Here is a 24,466-nt window from a genome sequence, read left to right as displayed (position 1 = left end):
TGCCTTGAGCACGATACTCAAGCCCGGAGAAATCGAGGCGGCGGCGAGCACGCCGCCGTTCCTGCGCCTGCCGCCGCCCAACCTGTTCACCTTGCGTGCGATGCGCCTGGAGCGATTGGCCAATGGGCATCCGCTGGCCGATTTCCTGCGGCTGGTCGCCGACCTGTGTTACGTCCAGCAAAGCCTGTTGGACGAGCCACCGCTGGCCCTGGCCCCAGACCCTGAGCGTCTGTTGTTGTGCCAGGAGCACGGATTGCCACCGCTGGCTGCCGACAGTCTGGTGCGCGAAGACGGTTGGCTGCCGTACCTGGAAACCATGCTGCGGCGTTACCAGGCACCGCCGCGCTCGGCTGTGAAAAGTGCCGTGGCAACCTTGCACTCCGCTAGCGTCGGGCAGCGCAAGGTCTGGGCGATTGCCTTGCTCAACGGCCAGTATGCAGGGCTGCCAGCGGCGCTGGTGCCGTTTCTCGGTGCGGCCTTGCAGGCGGCATGGAGCCACTGGCTGCTCGGCATGCCGGTTAGTGAACTGAAGCCGTGCGCCAGCCTTGGCCAATGCCCGGCCTGCGGTTCGCCGGCCATGGCCGGGGTGATTCACCAGCGGGGAAAATACAACGGGTTGCGTTACCTGGTGTGTTCGCTGTGTGCCTGCGAATGGCATGTGGTGCGGGTCAAATGCGTCTACTGCGAACAAAGCAAAGGACTCAAATACGTCAGTTTCGAGGATGATCGGCATACGGCCAACCAGGCGCCACTGCGGGCTGAAATCTGCCCCGGCTGCAACAGTTACCTGAAACTGCTGTACCTGGAAAACGACGCTGACGCCGAAGCGCTGTCGGCGGACCTCGCCAGCTTGATGCTGGACATGCGCCTGGACCTGGACGGCTACCAGCGTCTGGCACCGAACCTGATGCTGGCGCCAGGGGGAGATTGATCTCAGCGGCTACACTCAGGTTTCCGGGACCGGAGCCTGTTTCATTCCACTCCCGCGACGGCCAACCGTTTCAGGGAGCCCCCTTGATGCCCGCAAAACTTGCCAGCGTCCCCGCGCGTTTACCTTCCATCGATAGCCTGTTGCGCAACGCCGCCTGCCAGCCGCTGGCTGAACGTTATGGCCGCGATGCCTTGCTCGCGACTCTGCGACAGTTGCTCGACGATGTGCGTGAACCGGTGCAACGGGGTCAGCTTGACGCCCTTGAGCTCACGGCTCAGGTATTGGCGGGGAGGGCCGGCGAACGCCTGGCAAATCAGTACCGCAGTCGGGTCCGGCGAGTGTTCAACCTCACCGGCACGGTACTGCATACCAACCTCGGTCGGGCACTGTTGCCGGAGGAAGCGATCGAGGCGGTGCAACAGGCTGCCCGTTATCCGCTGAATCTGGAATTCGACCTGGCAAGTGGCAAGCGCGGTGATCGTGATGATCTGATCGAAGGCCTGATACGCGAGCTGACCGGTGCCGAGGCGGTGACGGTGGTCAACAACAACGCAGCCGCCGTGTTGCTCGCACTCAACAGCCTGGGCGCGCGTAAAGAGGGGATCATCTCCCGTGGCGAGCTGATCGAAATCGGCGGGGCATTCCGCATCCCCGACATCATGGCGCGGGCCGGGGTCAGACTGCATGAAGTCGGCACCACCAACCGCACCCATCCCCGCGACTACGAAGCCGCCATCGGCCCACGCAGCGGCTTGTTGATGCGCGTCCACGCCAGCAATTACAGCATTCAAGGTTTTACTGCCCAGGTGCCGACCGCCGAACTGGCGCAACTGGCCCACCGGCACGGGCTGCCATTGCTGGAAGATCTGGGCAGCGGCAGTCTGCTGGACCTGACCCGCTGGGGCCTGCCCGCCGAACCGACAGTGCGCCAGGCGCTGGTTGACGGGGCCGATATCGTCACCTTCAGTGGTGACAAATTGCTTGGAGGTCCTCAGGCGGGATTGATCGTCGGTCGCAAGGAGCTGATCGCCCGTATCAAGAAGAACCCGCTCAAGCGGGCGTTGCGCGTAGACAAACTGACCCTGGCCGCCCTCGAAGCCGTGCTGGGTTTGTATCGCGACCCTGATCGATTGGCCGAACGCTTGCCCAGCCTGCGCCTGCTCACCCGCCCGCAAGCCGATATCCTTGCTCAGGCCGAACGCCTGTGTCCGCTGCTGGCAGGTGTGCTGGGCGACGGCTGGGCAGTAGCGGCGCTGCCGGCGTTGGGGATGATCGGCAGTGGCAGCCAACCGATTGCCCGCTTGCCAAGCGCCGCGTTGTGTCTGCGTCCGCACGTGTCCAAACGCTTGCGTGGTCGGCAACTGCATGGCCTGGAAGCGGCTTTTCGAGCCTTGCCCATTCCGGTGCTCGGTCGCATCGACGACGATGCGCTGTGGCTGGACTTGCGCCAACTCGACGACGAAGCGGTCTGGCTCGCTCAACTCGAGCTGCTGCAAGGAGTGGGGGAGGCAAGGTGATCGTCGGCACCGCTGGACACATTGACCACGGCAAAACGGCCTTGCTCAAAGCCCTGACAGGACAGGCCGGCGATCGCCACCGGGAAGAACGCGAACGCGGTATCACCATCGACCTGGGCTTCCTTTATGCGCCGCTGGAACCTGGGGCGGACATGACCGGTTTTATCGACGTGCCGGGGCATGAGCGCTTCATCCACAACATGCTCGCCGGCGCTCAGGGCATTGATCTGGTGTTGCTGGTAGTGGCCGCCGATGACGGGGTCATGCCCCAGACTCGCGAGCACTTGGCGATTGTCGAGCTGCTGGGGATCCCAAAGGCGCTAGTGGTGATCAGCAAAATCGACCGGGTCGAGCCGGCACAGGTGCAGTCGGTACACGCCCAGGTCGCCGCGTTGCTGGCGCCGGGGCCCTATTGCGGCGCGCCGCAGTTCGCCGTGTCGAGCCTGACCGGGGAGGGCGTTGAAGCCCTGCGCCAGGCATTGTTGGCCGCCCAGCATGAGGTCCGGCAGCGCAGCGCCAGCGGAGGATTCCGTCTGGCAATCGACCGCGCTTTCAGCGTCGCCGGCGCCGGTATTGTGGTCACCGGCACAGCGCTGGCTGGGCAGGTGAGGGTGGGCGACACACTCCTGCTGGGCCAGACAGGCAAGCCTGTGCGAGTGCGGAATTTGCATGCGCAGAATCATGTGGTCGTCGAGGCGTGGGCCGGGCAGCGGGTGGCGTTGAACCTGAGTGCCGAACGCCTTGCCCTGGAACAGATCCATCGCGGTGACTGGCTGCTGGCCGAGTGGCTGTTCGCACCCACGCAGCGCCTGGACATCGAGATGCAGTTGCTGACCAGCGAACCACGCGCCTTCGAACATTTCAGCCCGGTGCACGTGCATCTGGGCACTCAGGATGTCACCGCCCGGGTCGCCTTGCTGGAGGGCACACGCCTGGAACCGGGGGCGCGGATGTTCGCGCAGTTGTTACTGAACGCGCCGTTGCAGGCGGTGCATGGCGACCGTCTGGTCATGCGCGACCAGAGTGCGCGGCGCACCCTCGGCGGAGGACGGGTGCTCGATCCGTTTGCACCGGCCCGCCAACGTCGCGTTCCGGCCAGGCTGATGCAGTTGCAAGCGCTGGCCACTGGCGAAAGCCTGGAGCAAATACTGCCAGTGCTGCTGGCCAACAGTGAGGCGGGGCTTGACCCAGTGCGCCTGGAACGCCAGTTCAATCGCCTGCGCAGCACCTGGCATTTACCGGCAGATGTCCGTGTCATTGCCACACGCCAAGGTCCGTTAGTGTTCAACTCCGAACGCTGGGAGGCGCTGAAGGTTTCGTTGCTGGAACACCTGGCGCACTTTCATCAACTTGAACCGGATGAGCTGGGCCCGGACCGGGATCGCTTACGGCGGTTTTCGGCCATGTCGCTGGACCGACCAACCTTCATCAGTCTGCTCGACGAACTGCTGTCCAGCGGTGCCATTGCAGTCAGTGGACCCTGGCTGCACTTACCCGAACACCAGGTGCTACTGAGCGAAGCAGACGAGACCATGTGGCAGCAGTTGCAGCCATTGTTCGAGCAAGCGGGCTTCGATCCACCCTGGGTGCGCAACCTGGCCAGCGCCATCGGCCGTGACGAAGCGGCGGTGCGCTTGCTGCTGCGCAAAATGGCGAGATTAGGGCTGGTTCACCAGGTCGTCCGTGACTTGTTTTACCTCGACGCGTCGGTGCACCAACTGGCGGCTATGCTGTTGCAACTGGTCGACAACCATTCGTTGATTCAGGTGGCGGCGTTTCGCGACAGGGTAGGGATCGGTCGCAAGCGCTGCATCCAGATACTCGAGTTCTTCGACCGGATCGGCTTGACCCGCAGACTTGGCGACCAGCGTCTTATCCGTTCGGACAATGCCCTGGCACAGCGACCTGAGAGCTGACATCAAGGAAGGCAATCGCGTCCGGTGGCGCGGCCGGGCTTCAAACCCGGTTGGGGACGGCAGCCGTTCCCGGGCAGGTTCGACTCCTGCTGCCTTCCGCCATTTTTTTCAAAAACAAGACGGCCCCGGCATCTGGCGATTCGGGGCTGTCTGGTGAGTGGCTTAAGCCGGCAGGTCGGTCATCACCAGTTTGGCGATGTTGAAATAAATGACCAGGCCGGTACCGTCGATAAAGGTCGCGATGAAGGGAGCAGAAACCACGGCTGGATCAATGCGCAGTTTTCTTAACAGCATCGGGATGATCGATGAGACGACGGCGCTCCAGATAGTGATAGCGACCAGCGTCAGGCAGACCACCATGGCGATTTCCGATCCCACTCCCAGCATCCACGCCCGAATCCAGGCCACGACACCGATGGCCAGCGCGATCATGAAGGAAGTGGTCACTTCCTTGCGCAGCACCGTGCCGACATTGCGCAGGCTGACTTCGCCCAGGGCCATGGCCCGTACCAGCGTGGAGGTGATCTGGGTGCCGCTGTTGCCGCCAGTGCCGATCAGCAGGGGAATGAAGAAGGCCAGGGCGATGGCGGCTTCAAGCTGCTCTTCGAATACTTGCAAGATGGTGCTGGTGTAGGCCTCGGCGAGAAACAGCAGCAGTAGCCACGGCAAGCGCTTTTTCCACAAACTCCACGGGCTCGTGCTGAGGTAGGGCGTTTCCAGCGGCAGGCTGGCACCCTGGCGTTGAGCGTCGTCGGTGCCTTCGTCCTGAATCAGCGTCGCGATTTCTTTTTCATACAGCACGCCCAGTAGCCGGCCTTCGCTGACCACGGGAACGATGTCCACGCCTTTCTCGATCAGCTCGGGCGCGACATCGTGCCGGAGCTGATTCGGCGAAACCGAATAGCGGATGGGCAGCATCAGATCGCGAACGCAAAGGTCAGTGTTTTTCTCGGTGAGCAGTGTTTTCACCGACAGCTGGCCATGCAAAGCGCTGCGCGGGTCGGTGACAAAGATGTGGGCCGGAATATCATCGTCCGGCAGTTGCTTGAGCAGATGTTCCCTGGCCTGGATGACCGTCATGTTGCCGGTCACGGTAATGAGCAGAGGGCTCATGTAAGACACTACTGTGTCTTTCAGGCGGATGTCCTTGAAGGTGGAAGGGGTAGCGCTTGCCATTGACATTTGAGGTAGTCCCCATAGCTGTTTTGACCACAAACAGATCTCACACAGGGGCGTAAACCAGAGAAGAGAGTGCAGAAAGCGATCTCCACGTCTAGGTTTTGGCACTGTACAACGTATCCGGGCCATGCTGGCCGGAAGTCACTTGGGCTAAACCTTAATCCGATAGAGCCTGTCTTAACCTTGGGCGTCTCTCGACGTCGTCAGATCAGTGACCTGTGTTTGTACAGGAGCCTCGCCGAACGAGATACTGCAACATTAAATAAACCAGGGCGGTGCCGATCTGGAGTCGGGCAGCGCCGGTGTGAGTTTGCTGCTGTTTAATGACCTCCTGAATAACAATTGCCATTAAAGGGTACTTGATAACTCCCTGAAGGATTACTTCCGGAACAAGAATAAGAGGGATTGCTTTTGCTGTAACCCACTCGATCGATAGTGTTCAGCGTTCATTCAGAAAGTGATGCTGAAGGTCTTTCAAGACATAGCATGTTACAAATACTTGCACCAAACGTTTAAAGTGCCGCACGCTCTAGCTATATATGAGTTTGCAGCAAAATAATGAGGTTCAGAGTTTGAAAACTCGCAACTAAGCCGTTGACGCATTAGTACCTGGTCTTTAGGATCGCCGCTCCCTTGGGGAGTAGCCGCCTTCGTTTCCGGAAGGGGTCACGTCAACATACTTGGCTCGCAAGCCATGGCGTGACCGGTCATATGACTTGGCAAGACCATTGGTGAAGATACCTGTCTGTGGGTCGGACGCGGGTGTCTGAACCATTGGCTCTTGTGTCCGGCCCCTCAGGTTTCCTCATGCATTCTATGCCCATGACGTTTGCGTTGCTGTTGGGCTCCGCGGTTGTCATCTATCTGGCTTGTGAATACTTCGTTAATGGCATCGAGTGGGTCGGTCGCAAACTTGCGGTCGGGCAACAAGCCACGGGGTCCATTCTGGCGGCCTTTGGTACGGCATTACCGGAAAGCGTCATCACGTTTATTGCCGTTGTGTTTGGTGACACGCCAGAGCAGAAATCCCTCGGCGTCGGTGCTGCACTTGGCGGCCCTCTGGTTTTGGCGACGATCGCCTATGCGGTAGTCGGCGTGACGCTGCTGGTGTGTCGTCAGCGCCTGGCGAATACCGAGGCCATCCGTCAGGACTTCAAACGACTCAGCCGCGATCAAGGATGGTTCCTCGTAATCTTTGTGGCAAAGATTGCGCTCGGTCTTGTCGTGTTTGCCTACAAACCTTGGTTGGGTATTCTTTTCCTGGCGGCCTATGCGGCGTATTTCTGGAAGGAAATGCGCGGTGAGCAGGATGAAGAAGAGTATGAACTCGAGCCCCTGAAACTTGCGCCAGGCAAAGCGACTCCGTCGACCTCGGCGGCGGTGATTCAAACGCTTATTGCATTGGCGGTTATCTTTGCGGCCTCTCACTTCTTTGTCGGACAACTCGATGCCCTGGGCCCCATGCTGGGTATCCACCCTCAACTGCTGGCCCTGTTGCTCAGCCCGATTGCTACCGAACTACCTGAAACGCTGAATGCGATCATTTGGGTCCGCCAGGGTAAACACCGACTAGCCTTGGCCAACATCAGTGGCGCCATGATGATTCAGGCCACAGTGCCCACTGCATTCGGGCTGTTCTTTACGCCTTGGGCGCTGGACACGTCGCTGGTTCTGGCGGCGATCATCACCTTGATAGGTGTCGGCGTCATGTTCTTCGCTTTCCGAAAGGGCATCATCTCGCGCTGGCTATTGGCATCGATGGTGTTGCTGTACATCCTCTTTGCAGTCCTTTTGAAGGTTCTTGATCTGGCTTAGCTGTCAGCTCAAGTAGTCGTCCAGGTGGCTGGATTCTTCTGCAAAGCGCTCGACCAGAAAATCCAGAAGGGCACGTACGCGGGGCGCCATGTACCGGTTGCGTTGATACAGGGCATGTACCGGCGCCTCCGCAGTTCGCCACTCCGGCAACAGGATATTCAAGCGTCCTGCTCGCAGGTCCGGGCCAATATCCCACAGCGATTTCATTGCAATGCCGTAACCGTGAACTGCCCACTCTCGGGCGACCGCGCCGTCATTCGTCTCGCGAGCGTTTGCGAGCGGGACCGTATAGTTTTCAACTTTGCCATTGCGGGTGAAGCGCCAGTCGTTCGCCGGCCCAGCAACAGAGTTGAGGACAATACAGTCGAAACGCTCCAGATCCCGTGGGTGCTCGGGGGCGCCGTGCTTTGCCAGATACCGGGGCGACGCGCACAACACGCGCCGGTTGGGTGCCAGGGGCCGGGCAACGAAGGAACTGTCCGGCGGCACACCGAATCGGATGGCGAGATCGATATCGTCTTGCAGCAAATGCGACAGCGAATCCGACAGCACCAACGCGAACTTCACCTCGGGGTATTGGGTGTTGAACTGGTCAAGCCAGTTCTTCAGTACGTTGCGACCAAAATCCGAGGTCGCGGAAATTCGCACCTTCCCCCCCACGACACTTTTCCCGGCTTGTAGAAAGGCATGGCCATCGTCGAGTGCCTGGAGTGCCTGCTGACAATAGGCCAAATACGCCTGCCCCTCATCCGTCAAGCGCAGGTGGCGTGTCGTGCGCTCGAACAGACGCGTATGCAACACCGACTCGAGCTTGACCAGGCGCGCACTCGCGGCAGCGGGGGATAGTCCGAGTTTGCGACCAGCGGCCGACAAACCGCCCAGATTGGCTGCTTCGACAAACAGCCGGATGTCGCCCAGGTAGCCCATGATATTTCGATATTTTTTGAAAGTGATTCAAATAGTACGTCAATTATCAAATGAACTGGAACTGCTCAGAATGGCGACATCAATCAACGATTGGAGACTCCTGATGTCACTTTTCCCCGTTGCACGCCTGACCCACGCACGTTGCTGGTTGCTCTCTTCCCTGCTCGCCATCGCGGTAAGCCCCGTCTTCGCCGCGACCGATCCGCTCGTCCAGCCCCGCACGGTGATCGTCGACCATAGTCTTGCGAAGGCGCAGGCCGACGCGCAGATCCTGGCCGCACGCCGTTACGGCACGTTCTGGACCACCGGCGACGAAGCGCTCGCTCGCGCCGCCCTGGCACCCGACTTCAAGGATTCGACACTGCCGCCAGGTCGCCCCCAAGGCATTACCGGACCGATCGCGGCATCGAAAACCATGCACGCGGCGATTCCTGATATCCAGTGCGAAGTGGAACAGATGATGGTGGTCGGCGACCGGGTCATCGCGCATTTGCGTTTCACCGGTCACTTTACTGGCCAGTTCAAGGGCGTTCAGGGCACAGGGCAGACGATCGATTTCATCGCGGCGGACATCTACCGCGTCGTCGAGGGTCGTATCGCCGAGAACTGGCACCTCGAAGATAACCTGACCCTGCTGCAACAGCTCGGCATGGTGAAGTAAGGGGATCAGGAGATCGTTGCGCGTGGCCATGAAGCAGTCGGACACGCGCTCACTTGAACATCAATGCGACGGGTTGCGCCGGTACAAGGTCAGGCCCAGCGCGAGTAGAGCAAGCATTCCGGCACAGCTGCGGTTGATCCACTGCATGACCTTCGAGGAAAACCGGCGCATGGCGAGTCGTCCACCAAACGCGTACATGCTCATCATCACGCATCGACCAAGGCACTGGTTATGGCGAGGAGCACATACTGCTGGGCGATGGGCTCAGAGGGACGGATGAACTGCGGTAGAAAGGCCGCAAAGAACAGCAAACCCTTGGGATTGGACAAGCCAACCAGGAGCGCTCGCAGGAAGGCTGACCTCCCGGTTGCCGCACTCGGCGTGTACGCCTCGGAGAGCGCCCGTGTCGGCGCGTGCCAGAGTACCCATGCCAAATAGAGCAGATAGGCGGCGCCTACCCATTTCACCAGGATGAACAACTGCTCAGAGGCTTGAAGCAAGGCGCCCAGACCGCAGCCCACCGCACCAATCAATACAAGATCCGACAATGCCGCGCCTGCCATGCCGAAAGACGCCACCCGCATACCTTTAGAGGCGCCATTACTCAGCGCCAGGAGCATTGAGGGTCCCGGCGTCATCATGACCACGCTTACCGTAATGATGTAGAGGAAAAGGGTAGATGCATCCATCGTGTAAGAATCCAGTGTTCGTGCTGTTGGGTGAGGCGAATATAGCCAACGACATCAGCGAAGTTATGGCCCGAAGCGTTACGATGGGATACCCGGTTAACCTTTTGGGGGCCTACTTCCAGTTAGTCCCTGTCTGCACAGAGAGGAGAACACGATGAGCAACGAACAGGTTGCACCTGAAACGAAAGGCGTTGCGGTGAAGCTACTTGCCACGGTTGACCTTGGCCCAGAGATCGAGGGCATGGCAGGGCGTCAGCTTAGAATGCGTATGGTGACCATCGAGCCTGGAGGCGTCTTCGGGCCGGTTCACAACCATAAAGACCGACCGGGCACCGTCTACATTCTGCAAGGCACGATCACTGACCATCGAAATGGAGTCGCCACGGACTATGGGCCCGGAGTGGGCTGGCCCGAGGACAGGAACACCACGCACTGGCTTGAGAACAGAGGAACGATTGCGGCGGTGGAGATATCGGTCGATATTGTCAGGCAGGAGTGAGGTCAGCTGTTGAGCGATTATCAGGCAACCTGAATTAATGCCACTTCCTAGAGCTTTTCGGCGAGAACGCTGGAATGTTTTCGAGGCATTGGCGAAGGAGAGGGCGAATGCTCCATAGCCAATTCCCCAAATGAATCGGCCGTGTCGATATAGCGCATGGCCGATTTCATGTCCTTCCAGCCGACGTACGTCATCAGCGCTTTGACATCCCAGCCATTAGCGGTAGCCCAGGTCGCAAACCCTCGGCGCAATGAGTGGCTGGTGTACAGCTCGCCGGGCACGCCTGCTCGGCTAAACACTCGACGCAGCAAAGGGATCAGGCTGTTGGCATTCAGGCCATCCTCCGCCAGGTGTCCCCAACGATCGAGCTTTCTGAAGACCGGCCCTCGCGCAATGCCGGCGACGGTAATCCAGTTCACATAAGCCTGGACGGGGCAGAGCTTCTTCAAGGCCGGTGTACGAAAGGTCGTTCCCAAGTGCTGGCGATCGCCTTTGCTGTGCGGCAGATAGAAGGTGATGCCCACACCCGTTTGCGCCTGGGTGTGCTCCACCTGTATTCGCGATAACTCATCGCCGCGAAAACCCCGCCAGAACCCGATCAGCATCAACGCAATATCCCGCCGACTGCGCAACATCCCCGTCAGGTCGTGCCGCGCGGCGGCCTGTTCCGCCTCTCGCTCCAGCCACTGAACAGCGTGTTCCAGATGCTGCAGGAGCAGGGGCGTCGCTTGCTTTTCCTGGGCGGGATGCAAGGCCCGAATGCCCTTGATCATCTGCCGCACGGCCGGTGTCTTGGTCGGATCGGGAAAGCCCTGGGTGATATGCCACTGGGCGAGGGCGGCCAGACGCTGCTTGAGCGTGCTGACGGTGTGCTGGTCGGCGTATTCCGCCAGGTAGCGCACGATGCTGTCCCCAGTCGCGGGCAGGAACCCGCCCCAGGTCACTTCGAAGTGCTCCACTGCGGCGCGGTAGCTGCGCCGGGTGTTTTCCCGAGTACCAGCCTGCAGGTAGCGATCAACCTTGTTCATCTCGACCCATCCCCCCGCGAACGTACCTTTTCCGACCTTGGAAAAGATGATTTTTGCCTATCTGATGCGATAACGCTCAATTATTTTATCAGATGACTGCGGTTTTATAGGCCTTTACTTCACACGGAAATAGAACGTAAATACATGGTATGTAAAACAGTACGAAATCGTAGGAGCAAAAAATGGCCCGTGGCGGCGTAAACAAGGCAATCGTGCAGAAAGCACGCGAGGCGCTGCTGGCTCGCGGAGAGAATCCGAGCATTGATGCCGTACGGGTTGAGCTTGGAAATACCGGCTCGAAAACCACAATTCATCGTTATCTGAAGGAGCTGGATGAGGTTGATCAGCGCCGAAAAGCGCCTCAACAGGGGCTGAGTGACGAATTGAACGAGTTGGTGGCGCGGGTGGCGCAGCGCCTGGCAGAGGAGGGCAAGGAGCAGATTGAACAGGCACTGGCGGCTTCGCGGGCCGAGAAAAGCGAGTTACTCGAACAGCTTCAGGCCAGTCAAGATGCATTGCGACAACTCCAGCAGCAGTTCGATATCCAGTGCAGCGCCCTGGATACGGAGTCAGCTGAACTGCAGACCTGCCGTACGACATTACAGGCCGAACAAACCCGCAATGCCCGGCTGAGTCAGTCCAATCTGGATATTGAAGTGCGACTGAAAGAGAAAGACGAACAGATTCGTTCGCTGGAGGAGAAACACCTGCACGCACGTGATGCGCTAGAGCACTACCGTGGAGCGATCAAGGAGCAGCGCGAGCAGGAACAACGCCGCCATGAAGGGCAGTTGCAGCAGATCCAGATGGAGCTGCGTCACCTACAGCAAACTCTCATCATCAAACAGGATGAGCTGACTCAGTTGAATCGGGATAACGAGCGTTTATTAACAGAAGCTCGCCAGCAGCAGAAGGCGTATCTGGATCAGGAATTGGTCAAGGAGCGCCAGACGGGTGAAATAAACTCGCTCAAAACCCTGGTCGCGCAAGGCGAGGGTGGCAAACAGGTGTTGCTGGATCAGGTCAGCACTTTGCAGCACAACATTAATGAGCTGGCTGATGCTCTGGAGAAGAGATCACTAGAGGCGAACGAACTGGCAGAAGAGCTGGATGCTGCTCGAGCAACTATCGCAAAAAAAGTCGATGGCTAAGGTGCATCAAGCTTTCCCTATGGCCGCTATCGACCGATTCTGGATAGGTCGCACGACATTCTGCGAAAGCATAGCCCTCGCAGAATGTATGTGGGGAGCTTACTCGACGGCTTTAACCATGTCTTCGATGACCTTCTTGGCATCACCGAAGACCATCATGGTTTTGTCCAGGTAGAACAGTTCGTTGTCCAGGCCGGCATAGCCGCTGGCCATCGAGCGCTTGTTGACGATGATGGTCTTGGCTTTGAACGCTTCAAGAATCGGCATGCCGGCGATTGGCGATTTCGGGTCGTTCTTCGCTGCCGGGTTGACCACGTCGTTGGCGCCGAGCACCAGTACCACATCGGCCTGGCCGAACTCGGAGTTGATGTCTTCCATCTCGAATACCCTGGAACGATGATCACGGTGTCGGCGTTGGTCAGCAGGAAAGTGGCGTCGTCCGCCGAACCGGATTTCACCGGGCGGGCTGTAGGGGTGATGGTCGCATTCAAAGCATTTTTGCTCGTCAGTGCATTTGGGGGATCAGCAAGCGTTTTTTGCTCGGTTCGTGTTGGATCAGGAATGGGCAGATGTGTTGTTTGAAAACCGACCGCTGCGTGTCGGTGACAAACACGTTGTCGTTCCCGGGAGTCCTTTTCCTACAACTGCTACCGTAATGCCCACCGCCTATCAGCAGAGGCACTGACTCAGGTTTTTCCACTTTTAACCCAAGCCCTTGCGACCCTCCAAATAGAGACATCGCGGTGTCGTTTTTTGAATGTGTGGAAAGGTCCAGTTAACTTGGGTGTGACTCTTGCAGGCAATTACAAAAAGCCCACCCAGCTTTGGTTGAATGGGCAATAAAAAGAGCCTCTGCCTGAGGCCATTCACCTGCTTTGTGTTAGGAGATACCGCGATGACGACGTTCAACTCCGGAACTAAACCCCAGAACCATGCGCCTCAGTCCATCGGCTTTTTACTGTTGGACAATTTCACACTGATTTCTCTGGCTTCCGCCGTCGAACCCTTGCGTATGGCCAACCAATTGTCCGGTCGCGAGCTGTATCGCTGGACGACCCTAACCGCCGACGGAGGTCAGGTCTGGGCCAGCGACGGCTTGCAGATCACCCCTGACGCCGCCATGCACAAAGCCCCGACTCTGGACACTGTGATCGTCTGTGGTGGTATTGGCATTCAGCAGACGGTGACCCGCGCGCACGTATCATGGCTACAGAGTCAGGCGCGTCAGTCCAAACGCCTGGGCGCGGTGTGCACCGGCAGTTGGGCCCTCGCAGGTGCCGGTTTGCTCGACGGCTTCGATTGCAGCGTGCACTGGGAGTGCCTGGCAGCGATGCAGGAAGCTTTCCCGCGGGTGGTCATGAGCACGCGTCTGTTCACCCTGGACCGTAACCGTTTCACCAGTTCCGGCGGTACCGCGCCACTGGACATGATGCTGCATTTGATCAGCCGCGATCACGGCCGTGAGCTGTCGGCGGCAATTTCGGAAATGTTTGTCTATGAGCGCATCCGCAACGAGCAGGATCACCAGCGCGTGCCGCTCAAGCATATGCTTGGCACCAATCAGCCGAAGTTGCAGGAAATAGTGGCGCTGATGGACGCCAACCTAGAAGAGCCGATCGACCTCGGCGAACTGGCGGTGTACGTCTCCGTGTCGCGGCGTCAGCTGGAGCGGCTGTTCCAGAAATACCTGCACTGCTCGCCGTCACGCTACTACCTCAAGCTACGGCTGATCCGCGCCCGACAGTTGCTCAAGCAAACGCCAATGTCGATCATCGAAGTGGCCTCGGTGTGTGGCTTCGTGTCCACGCCACACTTCTCCAAGTGCTACCGCGAGTACTACGGCATTCCACCACGCGACGAGCGTGTAAGTTCCAACACCACGCAACAAGTGACGATGATGCCGATCCCGCAAGCGATGGTGCTGTCGCAGTTGTCCCGACCGCTGTCGGCGCTCAGCCAGGCCCGTAACGAATCAACCTTTGCCAGCGTCCGGATATAGATGTCAGGCATGCACTGGCCTCGCGCAAGTCAGTACGCTTCAAGGAAGTTTGGGTGCATGAGTTTGTCGGGCCTCACCTGGAAAGCGCGGCGCATAAGTTGCTGACCCGCGTTACCGGGTGCTTGAAGGCACCTGCACTGCAATCCGGCGAGGGATGGTAGTGCCTAATAGTACGGAATTGCTCACTGTTCATGAACAATGGTGCTAACTCAGCCTTTCCGCTTGTAACTATTTGCTCTTGCGACCTTCTATAATCAAAAAATGGTGGGGGTTAATTTCTAAAAGTCATTGGAGCTCAATTTGACTTTGGCATGACGCTTGCTCACGTCGTTGCCAGTAGCCCGCCATTTGCTGGACAGGTAATAAAAAGAGCCTGCGTCTGGGGCCGTAATCTGTCCTGTGTGAGGAGATACCTCAATGATGTCGCAAAACTCCGGGGCCCAACCCCAGAACCGCATCCCTCAATCCATCGGCTTTCTGTTGCTGGACAATTTCACGCTGATCTCCCTGGCCTCGGCGGTCGAGCCGCTACGCATGGCCAACCAACTATCGGGTCGTGAGCTGTATCGCTGGAGCACCCTCACCGCTGACGGCGGTCAGGTCTGGGCCAGTGACGGCCTGCAAATCACACCGGATGCGTCCATGCACAAAGCCCCGCCCATGGACACCGTGATTGTCTGCGGTGGCATCGGCATTCAACGCAGCGTAACCCGTGAACACGTGTCGTGGCTGCAAAGCCAGGCCCGTCAGTTGCGCCGCCTTGGCGCCGTCTGCACCGGTAGCTGGGCCCTGGCCTGCGCCGGTCTGCTGGACGGTTTCGATTGCAGCGTGCACTGGGAATGTCTGGCGTCGATGCAGGAAGCTTTCCCGCGGGTGGCGATGAGCACTCGCTTGTTCACCCTGGACCGTAACCGCTTCACCAGCTCCGGCGGCACCGCGCCACTGGACATGATGCTGCACCTGATTAGCCGCGACCACGGCCGCGAACTGTCGGCAGCGATTTCGGAAATGTTTGTCTACGAGCGCATCCGCAACGAACAGGATCACCAGCGCGTGCCGCTCAAGCACATGCTGGGCACCAATCAGCCGAAGTTGCAGGAAATTGTCGCGCTGATGGAAGCCAACCTTGAAGAGCCGATCGACCTCGATGAACTGGCGGTGTACGTCGCTGTTTCACGTCGTCAGCTGGAGCGGCTGTTCCAGAAATACCTGCACTGCTCGCCGTCGCGTTATTACCTGAAACTGCGTTTGGTGCGTGCGCGGCAGTTGCTCAAGCAGACACCCATGTCGATCATTGAAGTGGCGTCTATCTGTGGGTTCATATCTACGCCACACTTCTCCAAGTGCTACCGCGAATACTACGGCATTCCGCCACGCGACGAGCGCGTCGGCTCCAACACCGCGCAACAAGTGGCGTTGATTCCGTTGCCACAAGCCTTGGTACTGTCACCATTATCTAGAGCAATGTCGACGCTCAGCCAGGCCCGCAACGAATCAACCTTTGCCAGCGTCCGGGTATAGATTTATATCACGCAAAACTCTGGGGTATCGATTAGTACCCCAGAGCTTCCCTTGCATGCTGCTTCAGTTGCCTTACATAAAACAGAATTGACTCACCGACTGGTGTTAGCGCGAACCCGCGCGCATTTTTTCCCGCCACGGCTACCGCAATTACAAGAAAGTACAACCAACGGTAATTTCTCGATGTCAGGCTTTCAGCTATGGTACAGGAGGGCAGGGGCAAGGTAATTTCCAGCCCTCGTGTTTATACTTCCGACCGTCATCAAGCCAAGATAGTTAAAGGATCCTAAGTTCCTTATCAGCAATCAGCCGGTGAAGGATCAACGTCTACATCTTTTGAGGAGACTGCACTGTCGCTTGACGTGACGCCGATCGTTAACGGTAAAGGTGTGCTGCTCGATGTCATTCTTTCAAAGAATGAGCCTGATTATCCCTACACCACGAACGGCGTGCCGCCAATCAACACAACCTCGTTGACTTCCCGGTTTTTACTCCGTTCGGCCAGACCATTGTTTGGGGGGGATTTATTCTGACGTCGATACCACAGTCATTAAAAGTGTTCCGTTTTTGGGCAAGATTCCAGGCTTAAAATGGTTATTTACCAGCAGCTCGACGGTATCAAGCAGTACAGAGCTTGTGCTTTTGAGGCTGACCCTCGTTTTCCAAGGACTGAATATGATCCTGAGGGGCATCTGCGTTTAATCGCCGGCTTGCCTGGAAACAGGCATGGTCTGATCGATCTGTACAATGCCATTCCCACGGATCTGGCCAACCAGCTGAGGGAAACGTCAGAATCCGGTTGTGAGGGCTTTGATTTTCGCATCCGCGAAAACGCCGGTGAGAGACAGTGCCAGGCTTCAAATGTGACCACCCGAGCCTCCCACGTAAGAATGCGAATAGGCGCATAATGTATATTATGTTAAATCATGTGTCTGAGCGGAACTTTCCTCCTGTCGCTGGTACCCGAGTACCCGGAAGTAAACATCCAAATTTTTGGACACTAAATATCCAAATCTAGGTTTGCTACCCCATTTTGGATATTTCTTTCATTCAGTGATGCTCACGCCTATTTATCGCGCTTTGACGTTTTTGCAAGCTCCATCGACAGATCCATCACTCGCGCTTGGCTGTTCGCCAGGTCCTGCTCAAGCTTTGTGACTTTGAGTAAGTGCATCTGATTGTCCGCGCGTCTCTGTTGCAGAGTATGTTGCTCGAAATGCTCGATTTGTCTCTTAAGGTTATCGCTGATTTTCTCCAGCTTCACTGTGAGCTCCCGCAACTGTTTATTTTCAGATTCAGCTTTTGCTATGCGTGCGGTCAGATTATTGATCAGCTCTTGATCATTCCAAATCTTCTGGGTCGCTTGTTTGAGTTCAGTTCTAACCTCTACGCCGTGTTTAATCTCAACTTCTAATCTGCGCGAGACCCTGATTTTGTCTTTCACATTTGCAGCCCATCTAGATCGAAGCCTATCCTCGAGTTCCTGAATTTTTCGACGTTCCTCAGCTGTTACCGAGCTTGCCGCTTCAGCCATTTCGGCGTACATAGACCGGATCAACGCTCTGAGTCGCTCAGGAAATTGACTGAGGTATTCTTCTGGTGAAACATTAGATTTCTGTGTTAAAGGAATATCCTTGAGAAACCTTGAAATCGTTGATAACGAACCACTACCGATCTGCGCGCGTACGGCTCCGACAGTTACCTTAAGCCCTTGCTTTTTCAGCTCGGTGACTGCGTGTAAAACCCGGTCAGCGGTAACGTTTTTGATTTTGGGATCAGCCATGTGTTCACCCTGCCCTTGGAATTGAATCCATCTAGTCTGGATTACCAAACTCTAATCGTCATCAGATTCATCAAGCGTAAATGATCAGCTCACTCGGTCTGAGCTAAAAATCTGGCTGGGTGGGACAGAACGGTGATATCCAAGAGTGCCACGGAAAAACTCAGATTCAAGAAGATACGTTTGATTCGTTCGGACACGCCCCTTATCCCCTGCCCCAAGCTGATTCGTGGATGCAAAAATCGTTATCCCTCTGTGGAGCTTGGAGTGGAAGATCCTCGTACCCATCTTCAAACCGGCTATAGGGACGACATCCAACGGGCTTATCAGTCATCGTTCAGACCTCCTGCGCGGGTTTACTTTGATAGGTCAAACGGCCGTACACGAAACTCCGGTATTACGATTGAAGTGATCGTTTTTGCGGGATCTAGGCGCTACTTTCAAAGTACTTCAACACCAAAACAAATGGAACCACCGGAATGATGGTGAAAGCCTTGAACTTGCGGCGGAATTTGTCAAAGCGGCTCTACGTGGCAACTCACCAATTCCACGGCCACAACGATAATGATGAGGTTCACACTAGGTCATCCAACAGACCATCTTCGCGTAGAAGGTCTACTATCTCCTGCTCCTCGATCGTATAGACACCTCGAGAAGTTTTCCAAACCAGCTTCTTTTCCTGCAGTGCCATGAGCGCTAGCTGCACATCTGGCACTTCGACCTTCGGCTCGCTTGTGGCTATGCCAGCGTTCGCTATCGCTTTGGCATACAACTCCATAGTCGAAGATTCGAAGGGCGCGAATCCCTCACCCTTTGCACCCATCACACAAATGACGGCAGACTGGATCGGTGTGAGGCTATGAATCACCATCTTAAGATTCGCATTGAGCGCTTCCGCTTGCGCTCGGACAAGATCGGCAAAACGCACCAGGATGGCTTTAGGGCCGACGGTGAGATTGAAACGGATACCGTCTGCGGCTGCGCTGAGAATTTCGGGCCGATAACCACTCTCTTGAAACAACTGGAATACATCTGAATGGTCGAGATTATTTGGAAGGTCAAGCGCCTTGCAATACCAGTCAACAAAGTCTTCATCCAACATTGGGAGCTGCAGCATTGAGGCCCCAAAAAACGCCTCATCGCTGCTATTGCGAAGCATGGCAAGCTTGTTTTGGTTTGATCCGATGCAAACGATGCGAAGACCATAATGTTTGGAGCTGTTAAGTTCGTCCCTGGCCGCCTTTAGCGCAAAGAGCGCTGCGACGCCTTCGTCTGTCGTGATCGCATGTTGAGTTTCGTCGATTATCAGAACAATGAGTTTTTTCGCCTCATCGGACAGCGCTTCAAATGCCTTGGTGAGACCGATTTCTTTCCCGAGCCCAATTTTGTTCACGTTGAAATTCACGCGACCGACACTTACCGGTTCCAGCCCGGGAGCTATCGCCAATCGGCTCATGAGTTTCTCGTCACGTCCAATAGCTTCTCGGACAGTCTCGACGATGACAGCTCCTGGCTCTGTCGTCAGGTCCTTCCAAAGATCGGCATACAACACAATGGCTCCCGCCTCTTCCAAGGCAGGCCTCAAATCTTCGCGGGCGAAAGTGGACTTCCCGGTTCGGCGTGGCGCTGTCAGGAAGACACCTGACGCAGCAGCACTGCCCACTGCCACTTGCGTTATCAGCTTAGTAAGCCGTGCAGCCAGCGCCCGGCGGCGGTAAAAATTTTTCTGGGACATTGCTGGCCTTTGATGAGATCTATAGGGAATCAAAGAGTTTGAAGCCTAATTTGAGCGGGACTTTGTATCAGCGTCCAGCCGGCGTTGACGGTAGCTGTTCTGTCAGCGTTCAAAAACCATTATAGGTCTGGACCCGGTGTTGATAGTCCTATGTCAACTGACTCTACCTCTACGGTTCGATACAAAAGCAATATCCGATAACTGTCAGACCCGGATTCGGCCATGCGCTACATCGATACGGCCGATTCATTTGGGGAGTTTGCTATGGCGCACTCGTCCCCTCCTTCGCCAATTCCTCGAAAACGTTCCAACGTTCTCACCGAAAAGCTCTAGGAAGCTGCTATCTAGCTAGCCATTAACCAAAAAATGGCAACCCCACGATCGCCTAGGAGCGACTAGTTCAAAGAATCTCCCGGTCACCACCAAGCACGCAATTTACGATCACCGACACGCACTGCCGGCCCCAGCAATCCCCCAGCGATACGAGGCTATTTGAGTGCTTCAAAATTAACATAACGCCAGTTGTGTTAATTGAGGGTAATTGCTAGCATCCAGATCGCCAAGTGGCATTTTCGAGGAGAAAGCTCCCATGCAACTCTCTGTGCGAAAGGCGTTCCTGGAAGACGGGGCCGTCCTGATCAAAGGTTTTCTGAACAAAGATCAATTGGCTGAGTGTCGGGCGGCCTTCGACTGGGCTGTCGAGAATCACGGCCCCAATGCTTTCAGGATGTTTGACGGAACTGAACAACAGTCGCACGTCGACAATGCGAATCCGATCGCCAAGGCTCGCCTTGAGGAACTGGTGACTTCCCTGCCCTTCGGTGAGCTGTTTGCACAGCTCTGGGGCTCGGAGCATGTGTGGTACTTCGCCGAAGAAGTATTTCTCAAGGCTGGTGGACATGGGGCGCGAACGCTCTGGCATCAGGACACCTCCTATCTGCCTTGGGCCGGTACGCAGTGGGGAAATGCCTGGATCAGTTTCGAATCGGTGCCCAAGCAAAATGCACTAGAGATTATCCGAGGCTCGCACAAGGGGCCGCGTTACGACGGCACCACCTTTCTCGATCCAAAAGATCCGACTCAGCCTCTACACGGTGGAGACGCCTTGCCGCGTCTCCCTGACATCGAGGCCCGGCGCAAGGTGGACCCGAACGCCTACGAAATCCTGTCCTGGGCCACCGAACCCGGCGATATCGTCGTGCTTCACCCCGGATCGCTCCACGGCGGTGCCCCCGTTGATAAGGCATTCCCGGATCGCCATACCTTAGTCTTTCGTTTCTTTGGAGACGACGCGACCTTTCGACCGCTGCCAGAGCACAGTGCCGCCGGCTACCCGCAACAAGGCGTGCTGTTCAGCGAGGAGCTGTCGAACCTGAAAGCCGGAGATTCTTTCCGCCACCCAACGTTCCACCAATTAATATAAGAGGGGCAACGCCATGAGCACTCAAGACCTGCAGCGTCAATCCATCAACCCTGGTCACACCCAGGCCATCTACGACAACTTCCACTTTTCCCAGGCGACGCGTGTCGGGAACATGATCTGGGTGTCCGGCCAGGTCGGTATCGATGCGTCCATGACTCCTGCCGAAGGTATCCAGGCACAGTCCCATCTGGCTTTTCAGTCCTTGAGAACTATCCTTGAGGCCGCAGGGGCAAGCTTGGCCGATGTCGTCGAACTGATGACCTTCCACACGGACCTCCAGGGCGAAGTCCATGCGTTCGGGCAGGTCAAGGATGAGTACTTCCCCGAGCGCTACCCTGCATGGACTGCTGTTGGCATCTCGCAACTGGCCCTTCCCGGGCTACAGGTGGAAGTGCGAGCCGTCGCGGTGATCAATAGCGGTCGGGTCTGACAGAGAACGATTGATCACCACCCTGCCCCTGGCCTGCGCTTGGCAGCCAGGGGGCCTTGAAACCGGCAATTCAATTGCATGATCACGACATGCCAAGCCAAAATGACGGAGCAACGGTAGATTGGCGACTCTCATACAATCGCCATCGGCTCATCACTTCACAACGGAATCACTTTCTCCCATGCATGACGCCCAAGCTCCTTCTACGGATAGCCACCAAACGCCAAGTGACAGTGATTCCGGGCACGTTGCGCGCCGTGGACGTCCCGTAGGCAATCGTCTGGAAAAGCGCGGTGAATTGTTGACAGCCGCCATCGAGGTAATTGCCCAGGAAGGATATGCCGGAACCTCTCTACGCAAGGTCGCCAGCCATGCCGGGTGCACGACAGGCGCTGTGACCTACTACTTTGCCAACAAGGAAGAAATGATTACCGCTGCTGCACAGAGTCTATTCGACGAATTCGACAATCTGCTGGAGCCCAATCAGGAACAGGTCGATGTCAGGGCAATGATTGAGCAGTGGTTGAACCTGACTCAGGCCAATGACTCGGCCCGTTGGCTTGCTCTATTTCAAATGCTGGCCCATGCCCGGCACGAGCCGGTGTTCGCGGACGTCATCCAGAAGCGTTACTCCCGGTTCCGCCAGGATCTCGCAGTAATTCTGGCCAAGGGGCAAACTCAAGGCATTATCCGCAAGGACGTTCCTTCCGATTTGCTCGCCGACCAGCTCAGCGCGCTGAGCGACGGCTGGATGATGATGCTGCCGATCGAACCGGAACGATTTCAGCCAAAACGCAGAAAGGCGTTGATGGATGCCGTCATCACGCTGATCAGCCCTTCTCGATAAGTCATCAGGGGCGGCCAGCGGCGTAACCCGTTTCCGCCCTACCCTGTCTTCACACACTTATTCCCCTCAGTATTCAGGTTCGCTTCAACCGCGAAGCAAACCCTCCTGCACCAACAGTTCCCCTCCTGCTCAAGCCCGACATCAGCTTTTAACGCCCTCCTCTTCATTTCACTTTGCTGAATCCTGCTTCCGTTATATATTTAAATAACATCTGTAATTATAAATAAAAAAGCAACCTTGATGGAGGTGAAGATGGACTCGGATCTCGATGATCTGTCGGCGCAAGCACGCCAGCGACGATTGTTGTTACAAGCGATTGGAGGAGCAGCCCTCGTCGGGGGGCTGGGTATCAGCGGGCGCGTCATGGCCCAAGCCGGGTCTGCTCCGGACACCTCGATACTTGACGTGGTGATCATGGGGGCGGGGTTGTCTGGGCTTACATCAGCCAGGGATCTTCAAGCCGCCGGCTGCGAGTCGTTCGTTGTTCTTGAAGCCAGGGATCGCGTAGGCGGCCGTACCTACAACCATGAGCTTGGCACCGGCGTCATCTCTGAAGCCGGTGGCCAGTGGATTGGCCCTGGCCAAACGTCGATTGCGGATCTGGCAAGGCAGCTCGACGTCGCAACCTTTCCTACGTATTACAAGGGCAATGCGGTCTATCTGATCGGCGATGAAAAGGTTGAAGAGGACGTCAGCGATGGCCCGAATTCCAACACCGAAATCGTCACCAAACTGAATAAGCTGGCAAAAGGCGTTCCCAGCAGGGCCCCCTGGAAAGCAAAGGACGCTGTCGCCCTCGATAAGCTCTCGGTCGGCGAATGGCTTGCTGAACAAGGGATCAGCAATGCAGACAAGATCGGATTCAACATGTCCGTCAGCCTGACCTTCGGCACGACGCCTGCCGGTATGGGACTGTTGCACTACCTGTCGCTCATCAACTCCTCCGATTGCAGCCTCGAAAAACTCGAAGGAGTAAAAGGTGGCGCGCAAGAGTCGCGACTGGTTGGCGGCTCCCAGATCCTCAGTTTGAAGATGGCACAAGCCTTGGGGAACAAGGTCAGATTGGCATGCCCGGTACGCAAAATTGTCGGCTGGGATCGTGATGTCGTCGAGTTGCATACCGATCAAGGAGTCATCCGTGCGCGCCAAGTAATTGCGGCCTTGAGCCCGGCATTGTGCAACCAGATCACCTTCGAGCCGCCTCTCCCCACAGGACGTGCCGAGTTGCAGCGGCGGTGGCCAGCGCATGCCCCGATGCGCAAGACGGTGCATGTGTATGAACGGCCTTTCTGGAGGGACAAAGGCCTCAACGGCCAGATTGTGCAAGTAGACGGGCCATTGATCTGGGCCTACGACAACTCCCCGCCAGACGGCAGCCTAGGCGTTCTCAGCGGCTTCATCAGGACAGGGCAATTGCCCCATGACCCCAAAGCTGCGCAGGACATCTTGTCGGCTATCTACGCCAAAGCCGTTGGCGTGGAAGCACTGCACCCGATCCAGTTCCATGACCAGGACTGGGGCAAAATCGATCCCTGGACCCTTAGCTGCATTTCACCAATGCCCCCTGGCTTCTGGACCCAATGGGGTGAATACCTGAATCCGGCCGTCGGCCGCCTCATCTGGTCTGGTACCGAAACGGCGGATATCTGGGCCGGGGCCATGGATGGCGCGATCCGCGCCGGTCATCGAGCCGCCATGGAAGCGCTACAGGCGCTGGTTCAACCTGGGAGGAGTGCTTGATGAAGCGAGTCATCGTTATCGGAGCAATCGTCGCGGCAACGGCGTTGGCTGGATCGGCAGTAGTCTATGGTCCGAAGTTGCTGGCGGGTTATCGCTTCATGAATGCCGTGGATCAGCATGACGCCGAATACCAGGCCAATGGTGGTGCATGGCCACAGCGGCAGGACACTTGCACCCTTTGCCATGGTGCCAGAGGTCAGCCCGGAAATGCTCAGTACGCAGCCCTTGCAGGTCAGCCTGCGTCGTACATCGAAACCCAGTTACAGGCGTTCGCCGAAGGGCGTCGACACAGTGCGCAAATGAGTCCACTCGCAGCGAATCTGACGGACGAGCAAATCAAGTATCTGGCCAACTATTTCGCTCAGCAGAAACCGGGAGTGACTGAAGTCACGACGACTGATGAATCCCTTCAACAACACGGGCAACGCACAGTTGCAGCCAACGGTTGTGTGGCTTGCCATGGCGAGAAGCTGTCGGGCGGCCCGCTTGCTCCGCGCATCGCAGGCCAGGGGCAGTTGTATCTGACCGATCAGCTCATGGCCTTCAAACTTGGCCAACGTAAAGACCCGACCCAAGCGATGAATGCCCTGGCCGGTTCGTTGTCCGAAGACGATATCAGGGCTGTGGCGCATTATCTGGCCAATCTGACAGCTGCCGCGATTCCGGGTGGCCAGTAAT

21 protein-coding genes, 1 tRNA gene, 2 pseudogenes and 2 riboswitches are annotated in these 24,466 nt (G+C 57.0%); of the genes and pseudogenes, 17 read left to right on the top strand and 7 right to left on the bottom strand.

The annotated features are described in order from the left end of the window. Positions 1–4: 4 nt before the first annotated feature. From fdhE to AC3WK5_RS02670, 4 genes are all read left to right on the top strand, one after another. Entirely contained in the window at positions 5–931 is a 927-nt protein-coding gene (gene fdhE, locus AC3WK5_RS02685) for a formate dehydrogenase accessory protein FdhE (RefSeq protein WP_103314634.1), read from the top strand. 86 nt (positions 932–1,017) lie between these two features. Next, on the top strand, positions 1,018–2,448 hold the full coding sequence (selA, locus tag AC3WK5_RS02680) for an L-seryl-tRNA(Sec) selenium transferase (protein WP_103314636.1): 1,431 nt from the start codon (positions 1,018–1,020) through the stop codon (positions 2,446–2,448). Continuing rightward, entirely contained in the window at positions 2,445–4,364 is a 1,920-nt protein-coding gene (gene selB, locus AC3WK5_RS02675; RefSeq protein ID WP_103314638.1) for a selenocysteine-specific translation elongation factor, read from the top strand. Before selA ends, selB begins: the two co-directional genes overlap by 4 nt. 6 nt (positions 4,365–4,370) lie before the next feature. Further along, positions 4,371–4,466 (top strand) — tRNA-Sec (locus tag AC3WK5_RS02670). A 60-nt stretch (positions 4,467–4,526) separates the two neighbouring features. Here the strand turns inward: AC3WK5_RS02670 and AC3WK5_RS02665 are convergent. After that, entirely contained in the window at positions 4,527–5,546 is a 1,020-nt protein-coding gene (locus tag AC3WK5_RS02665) for a magnesium transporter (RefSeq protein WP_103314640.1), read from the bottom strand. Between the two features lie 76 nt (positions 5,547–5,622). After that, positions 5,623–5,797: riboswitch (M-box (ykoK) riboswitch) on the bottom strand. 374 nt (positions 5,798–6,171) lie between these two features. Next, positions 6,172–6,332, top strand: a riboswitch (yybP-ykoY riboswitch). An 18-nt stretch (positions 6,333–6,350) separates the two neighbouring features. Here AC3WK5_RS02665 and AC3WK5_RS02660 point away from each other — a divergent pair. Beyond that, on the top strand, positions 6,351–7,358 hold the full coding sequence (locus tag AC3WK5_RS02660) for a sodium:calcium antiporter (protein WP_256585100.1): 1,008 nt from the start codon (positions 6,351–6,353) through the stop codon (positions 7,356–7,358). Between the two features lie 3 nt (positions 7,359–7,361). Here the strand turns inward: AC3WK5_RS02660 and AC3WK5_RS02655 are convergent, their stop codons facing one another. Then, positions 7,362–8,285, bottom strand: coding sequence for a LysR family transcriptional regulator (locus tag AC3WK5_RS02655; RefSeq protein WP_103314641.1), 924 nt, complete (start codon positions 8,283–8,285; stop codon positions 7,362–7,364). A 103-nt stretch (positions 8,286–8,388) separates the two neighbouring features. Between AC3WK5_RS02655 and AC3WK5_RS02650 the strand changes: the two genes are divergently transcribed. Next, positions 8,389–8,946 carry an ester cyclase gene (locus tag AC3WK5_RS02650; RefSeq protein ID WP_103314644.1) on the top strand — a complete coding sequence of 186 codons (558 nt, stop codon included), beginning with the start codon at positions 8,389–8,391 and terminating at the stop codon, positions 8,944–8,946. A 206-nt stretch (positions 8,947–9,152) separates the two neighbouring features. Here the strand turns inward: AC3WK5_RS02650 and AC3WK5_RS02645 are convergent, their stop codons facing one another. Further along, on the bottom strand, positions 9,153–9,635 hold the full coding sequence (locus AC3WK5_RS02645; RefSeq protein WP_256585101.1) for a LysE family translocator: 483 nt from the start codon (positions 9,633–9,635) through the stop codon (positions 9,153–9,155). Positions 9,636–9,789: 154 nt separating this feature from the next. On the opposite strand from AC3WK5_RS02645, the gene AC3WK5_RS02640 reads away from it, so the two are divergent. Continuing rightward, complete coding sequence (locus AC3WK5_RS02640) at positions 9,790–10,134, top strand: cupin domain-containing protein (protein ID WP_103314646.1); 345 nt, start codon at positions 9,790–9,792, stop codon at positions 10,132–10,134. 47 nt (positions 10,135–10,181) lie between these two features. Here the strand turns inward: AC3WK5_RS02640 and AC3WK5_RS02635 are convergent, their stop codons facing one another. Next, complete coding sequence (locus AC3WK5_RS02635; RefSeq protein WP_103314648.1) at positions 10,182–11,162, bottom strand: site-specific integrase; 981 nt, start codon at positions 11,160–11,162, stop codon at positions 10,182–10,184. A 182-nt stretch (positions 11,163–11,344) separates the two neighbouring features. On the opposite strand from AC3WK5_RS02635, the gene AC3WK5_RS02630 reads away from it, so the two are divergent. Further along, positions 11,345–12,313 (top strand): DNA-binding protein, encoded by a 969-nt coding sequence (locus tag AC3WK5_RS02630; protein WP_103314651.1) that lies wholly within the window; start codon positions 11,345–11,347, stop codon positions 12,311–12,313. 99 nt (positions 12,314–12,412) lie between these two features. Here AC3WK5_RS02630 and AC3WK5_RS02625 read toward each other — a convergent pair. After that, positions 12,413–12,777: pseudogene (locus tag AC3WK5_RS02625) on the bottom strand (NAD(P)(+) transhydrogenase (Re/Si-specific) subunit beta); the annotation flags it as partial. Positions 12,778–13,208: 431 nt separating this feature from the next. Between AC3WK5_RS02625 and gbdR (AC3WK5_RS02620) the strand changes: the two are divergent. From gbdR (AC3WK5_RS02620) to AC3WK5_RS02605, 4 genes and pseudogenes are all read left to right on the top strand, one after another. Next, positions 13,209–14,312 (top strand): choline metabolism transcriptional regulator GbdR, encoded by a 1,104-nt coding sequence (gbdR, locus tag AC3WK5_RS02620; RefSeq protein ID WP_103314652.1) that lies wholly within the window; start codon positions 13,209–13,211, stop codon positions 14,310–14,312. 417 nt (positions 14,313–14,729) lie between these two features. Next, positions 14,730–15,833: a choline metabolism transcriptional regulator GbdR gene (gbdR, locus tag AC3WK5_RS02615; RefSeq protein WP_103314654.1), complete on the top strand. Its 1,104-nt coding sequence runs from the start codon at positions 14,730–14,732 to the stop codon at positions 15,831–15,833. A 311-nt stretch (positions 15,834–16,144) separates the two neighbouring features. Beyond that, positions 16,145–16,366, top strand: a pseudogene (locus AC3WK5_RS02610) (type IV pilus secretin PilQ); the annotation flags it as partial. Next, entirely contained in the window at positions 16,347–16,535 is a 189-nt protein-coding gene (locus AC3WK5_RS02605) for a secretin GspD/PilQ domain-containing protein (RefSeq protein WP_081013821.1), read from the top strand. The pseudogene AC3WK5_RS02610 and the gene AC3WK5_RS02605, both read left to right, overlap by 20 nt. A gap of 364 nt (positions 16,536–16,899) precedes the next feature. Here the strand turns inward: AC3WK5_RS02605 and AC3WK5_RS02600 are convergent, their stop codons facing one another. Together AC3WK5_RS02600 and AC3WK5_RS02595 are read right to left on the bottom strand one after the other, a co-directional pair. Then, positions 16,900–17,616, bottom strand: a complete 717-nt coding sequence (locus AC3WK5_RS02600; protein WP_103314655.1) for a DNA-binding protein — start codon at positions 17,614–17,616, stop codon at positions 16,900–16,902. A 571-nt stretch (positions 17,617–18,187) separates the two neighbouring features. Continuing rightward, positions 18,188–19,348, bottom strand: coding sequence for an ATP-binding protein (locus AC3WK5_RS02595; protein ID WP_103314657.1), 1,161 nt, complete (start codon positions 19,346–19,348; stop codon positions 18,188–18,190). A gap of 589 nt (positions 19,349–19,937) precedes the next feature. Here AC3WK5_RS02595 and AC3WK5_RS02590 point away from each other — a divergent pair. The 5 genes from AC3WK5_RS02590 to AC3WK5_RS02570 all read left to right on the top strand — a co-directional run bounded on the left by AC3WK5_RS02590 (position 19,938) and on the right by AC3WK5_RS02570 (position 24,465). Next, positions 19,938–20,771, top strand: a complete 834-nt coding sequence (locus tag AC3WK5_RS02590; protein WP_103314659.1) for a phytanoyl-CoA dioxygenase family protein — start codon at positions 19,938–19,940, stop codon at positions 20,769–20,771. 13 nt (positions 20,772–20,784) lie between these two features. Further along, entirely contained in the window at positions 20,785–21,201 is a 417-nt protein-coding gene (locus tag AC3WK5_RS02585; protein WP_103314660.1) for a RidA family protein, read from the top strand. Between the two features lie 181 nt (positions 21,202–21,382). Further along, on the top strand, positions 21,383–22,048 hold the full coding sequence (locus AC3WK5_RS02580; RefSeq protein ID WP_103314662.1) for a TetR/AcrR family transcriptional regulator: 666 nt from the start codon (positions 21,383–21,385) through the stop codon (positions 22,046–22,048). A 252-nt stretch (positions 22,049–22,300) separates the two neighbouring features. Continuing rightward, a complete protein-coding gene (locus AC3WK5_RS02575) occupies positions 22,301–23,788 on the top strand; it encodes a flavin monoamine oxidase family protein (RefSeq protein WP_103314664.1) in 1,488 nt (495 codons plus the stop codon). Next, a complete protein-coding gene (locus AC3WK5_RS02570; protein ID WP_103314666.1) occupies positions 23,788–24,465 on the top strand; it encodes a c-type cytochrome in 678 nt (225 codons plus the stop codon). The genes AC3WK5_RS02575 and AC3WK5_RS02570 overlap by 1 nt, the downstream gene beginning before the upstream one ends. Position 24,466: the final 1 nt, after the last annotated feature.

It is taken from the genome of Pseudomonas sp. FW306-02-D09B (assembly GCF_058782685.1).
The sequence above is the reverse complement of the archived record's forward strand: the minus strand, read 5'-3'. Positions and strand labels throughout refer to the sequence as shown.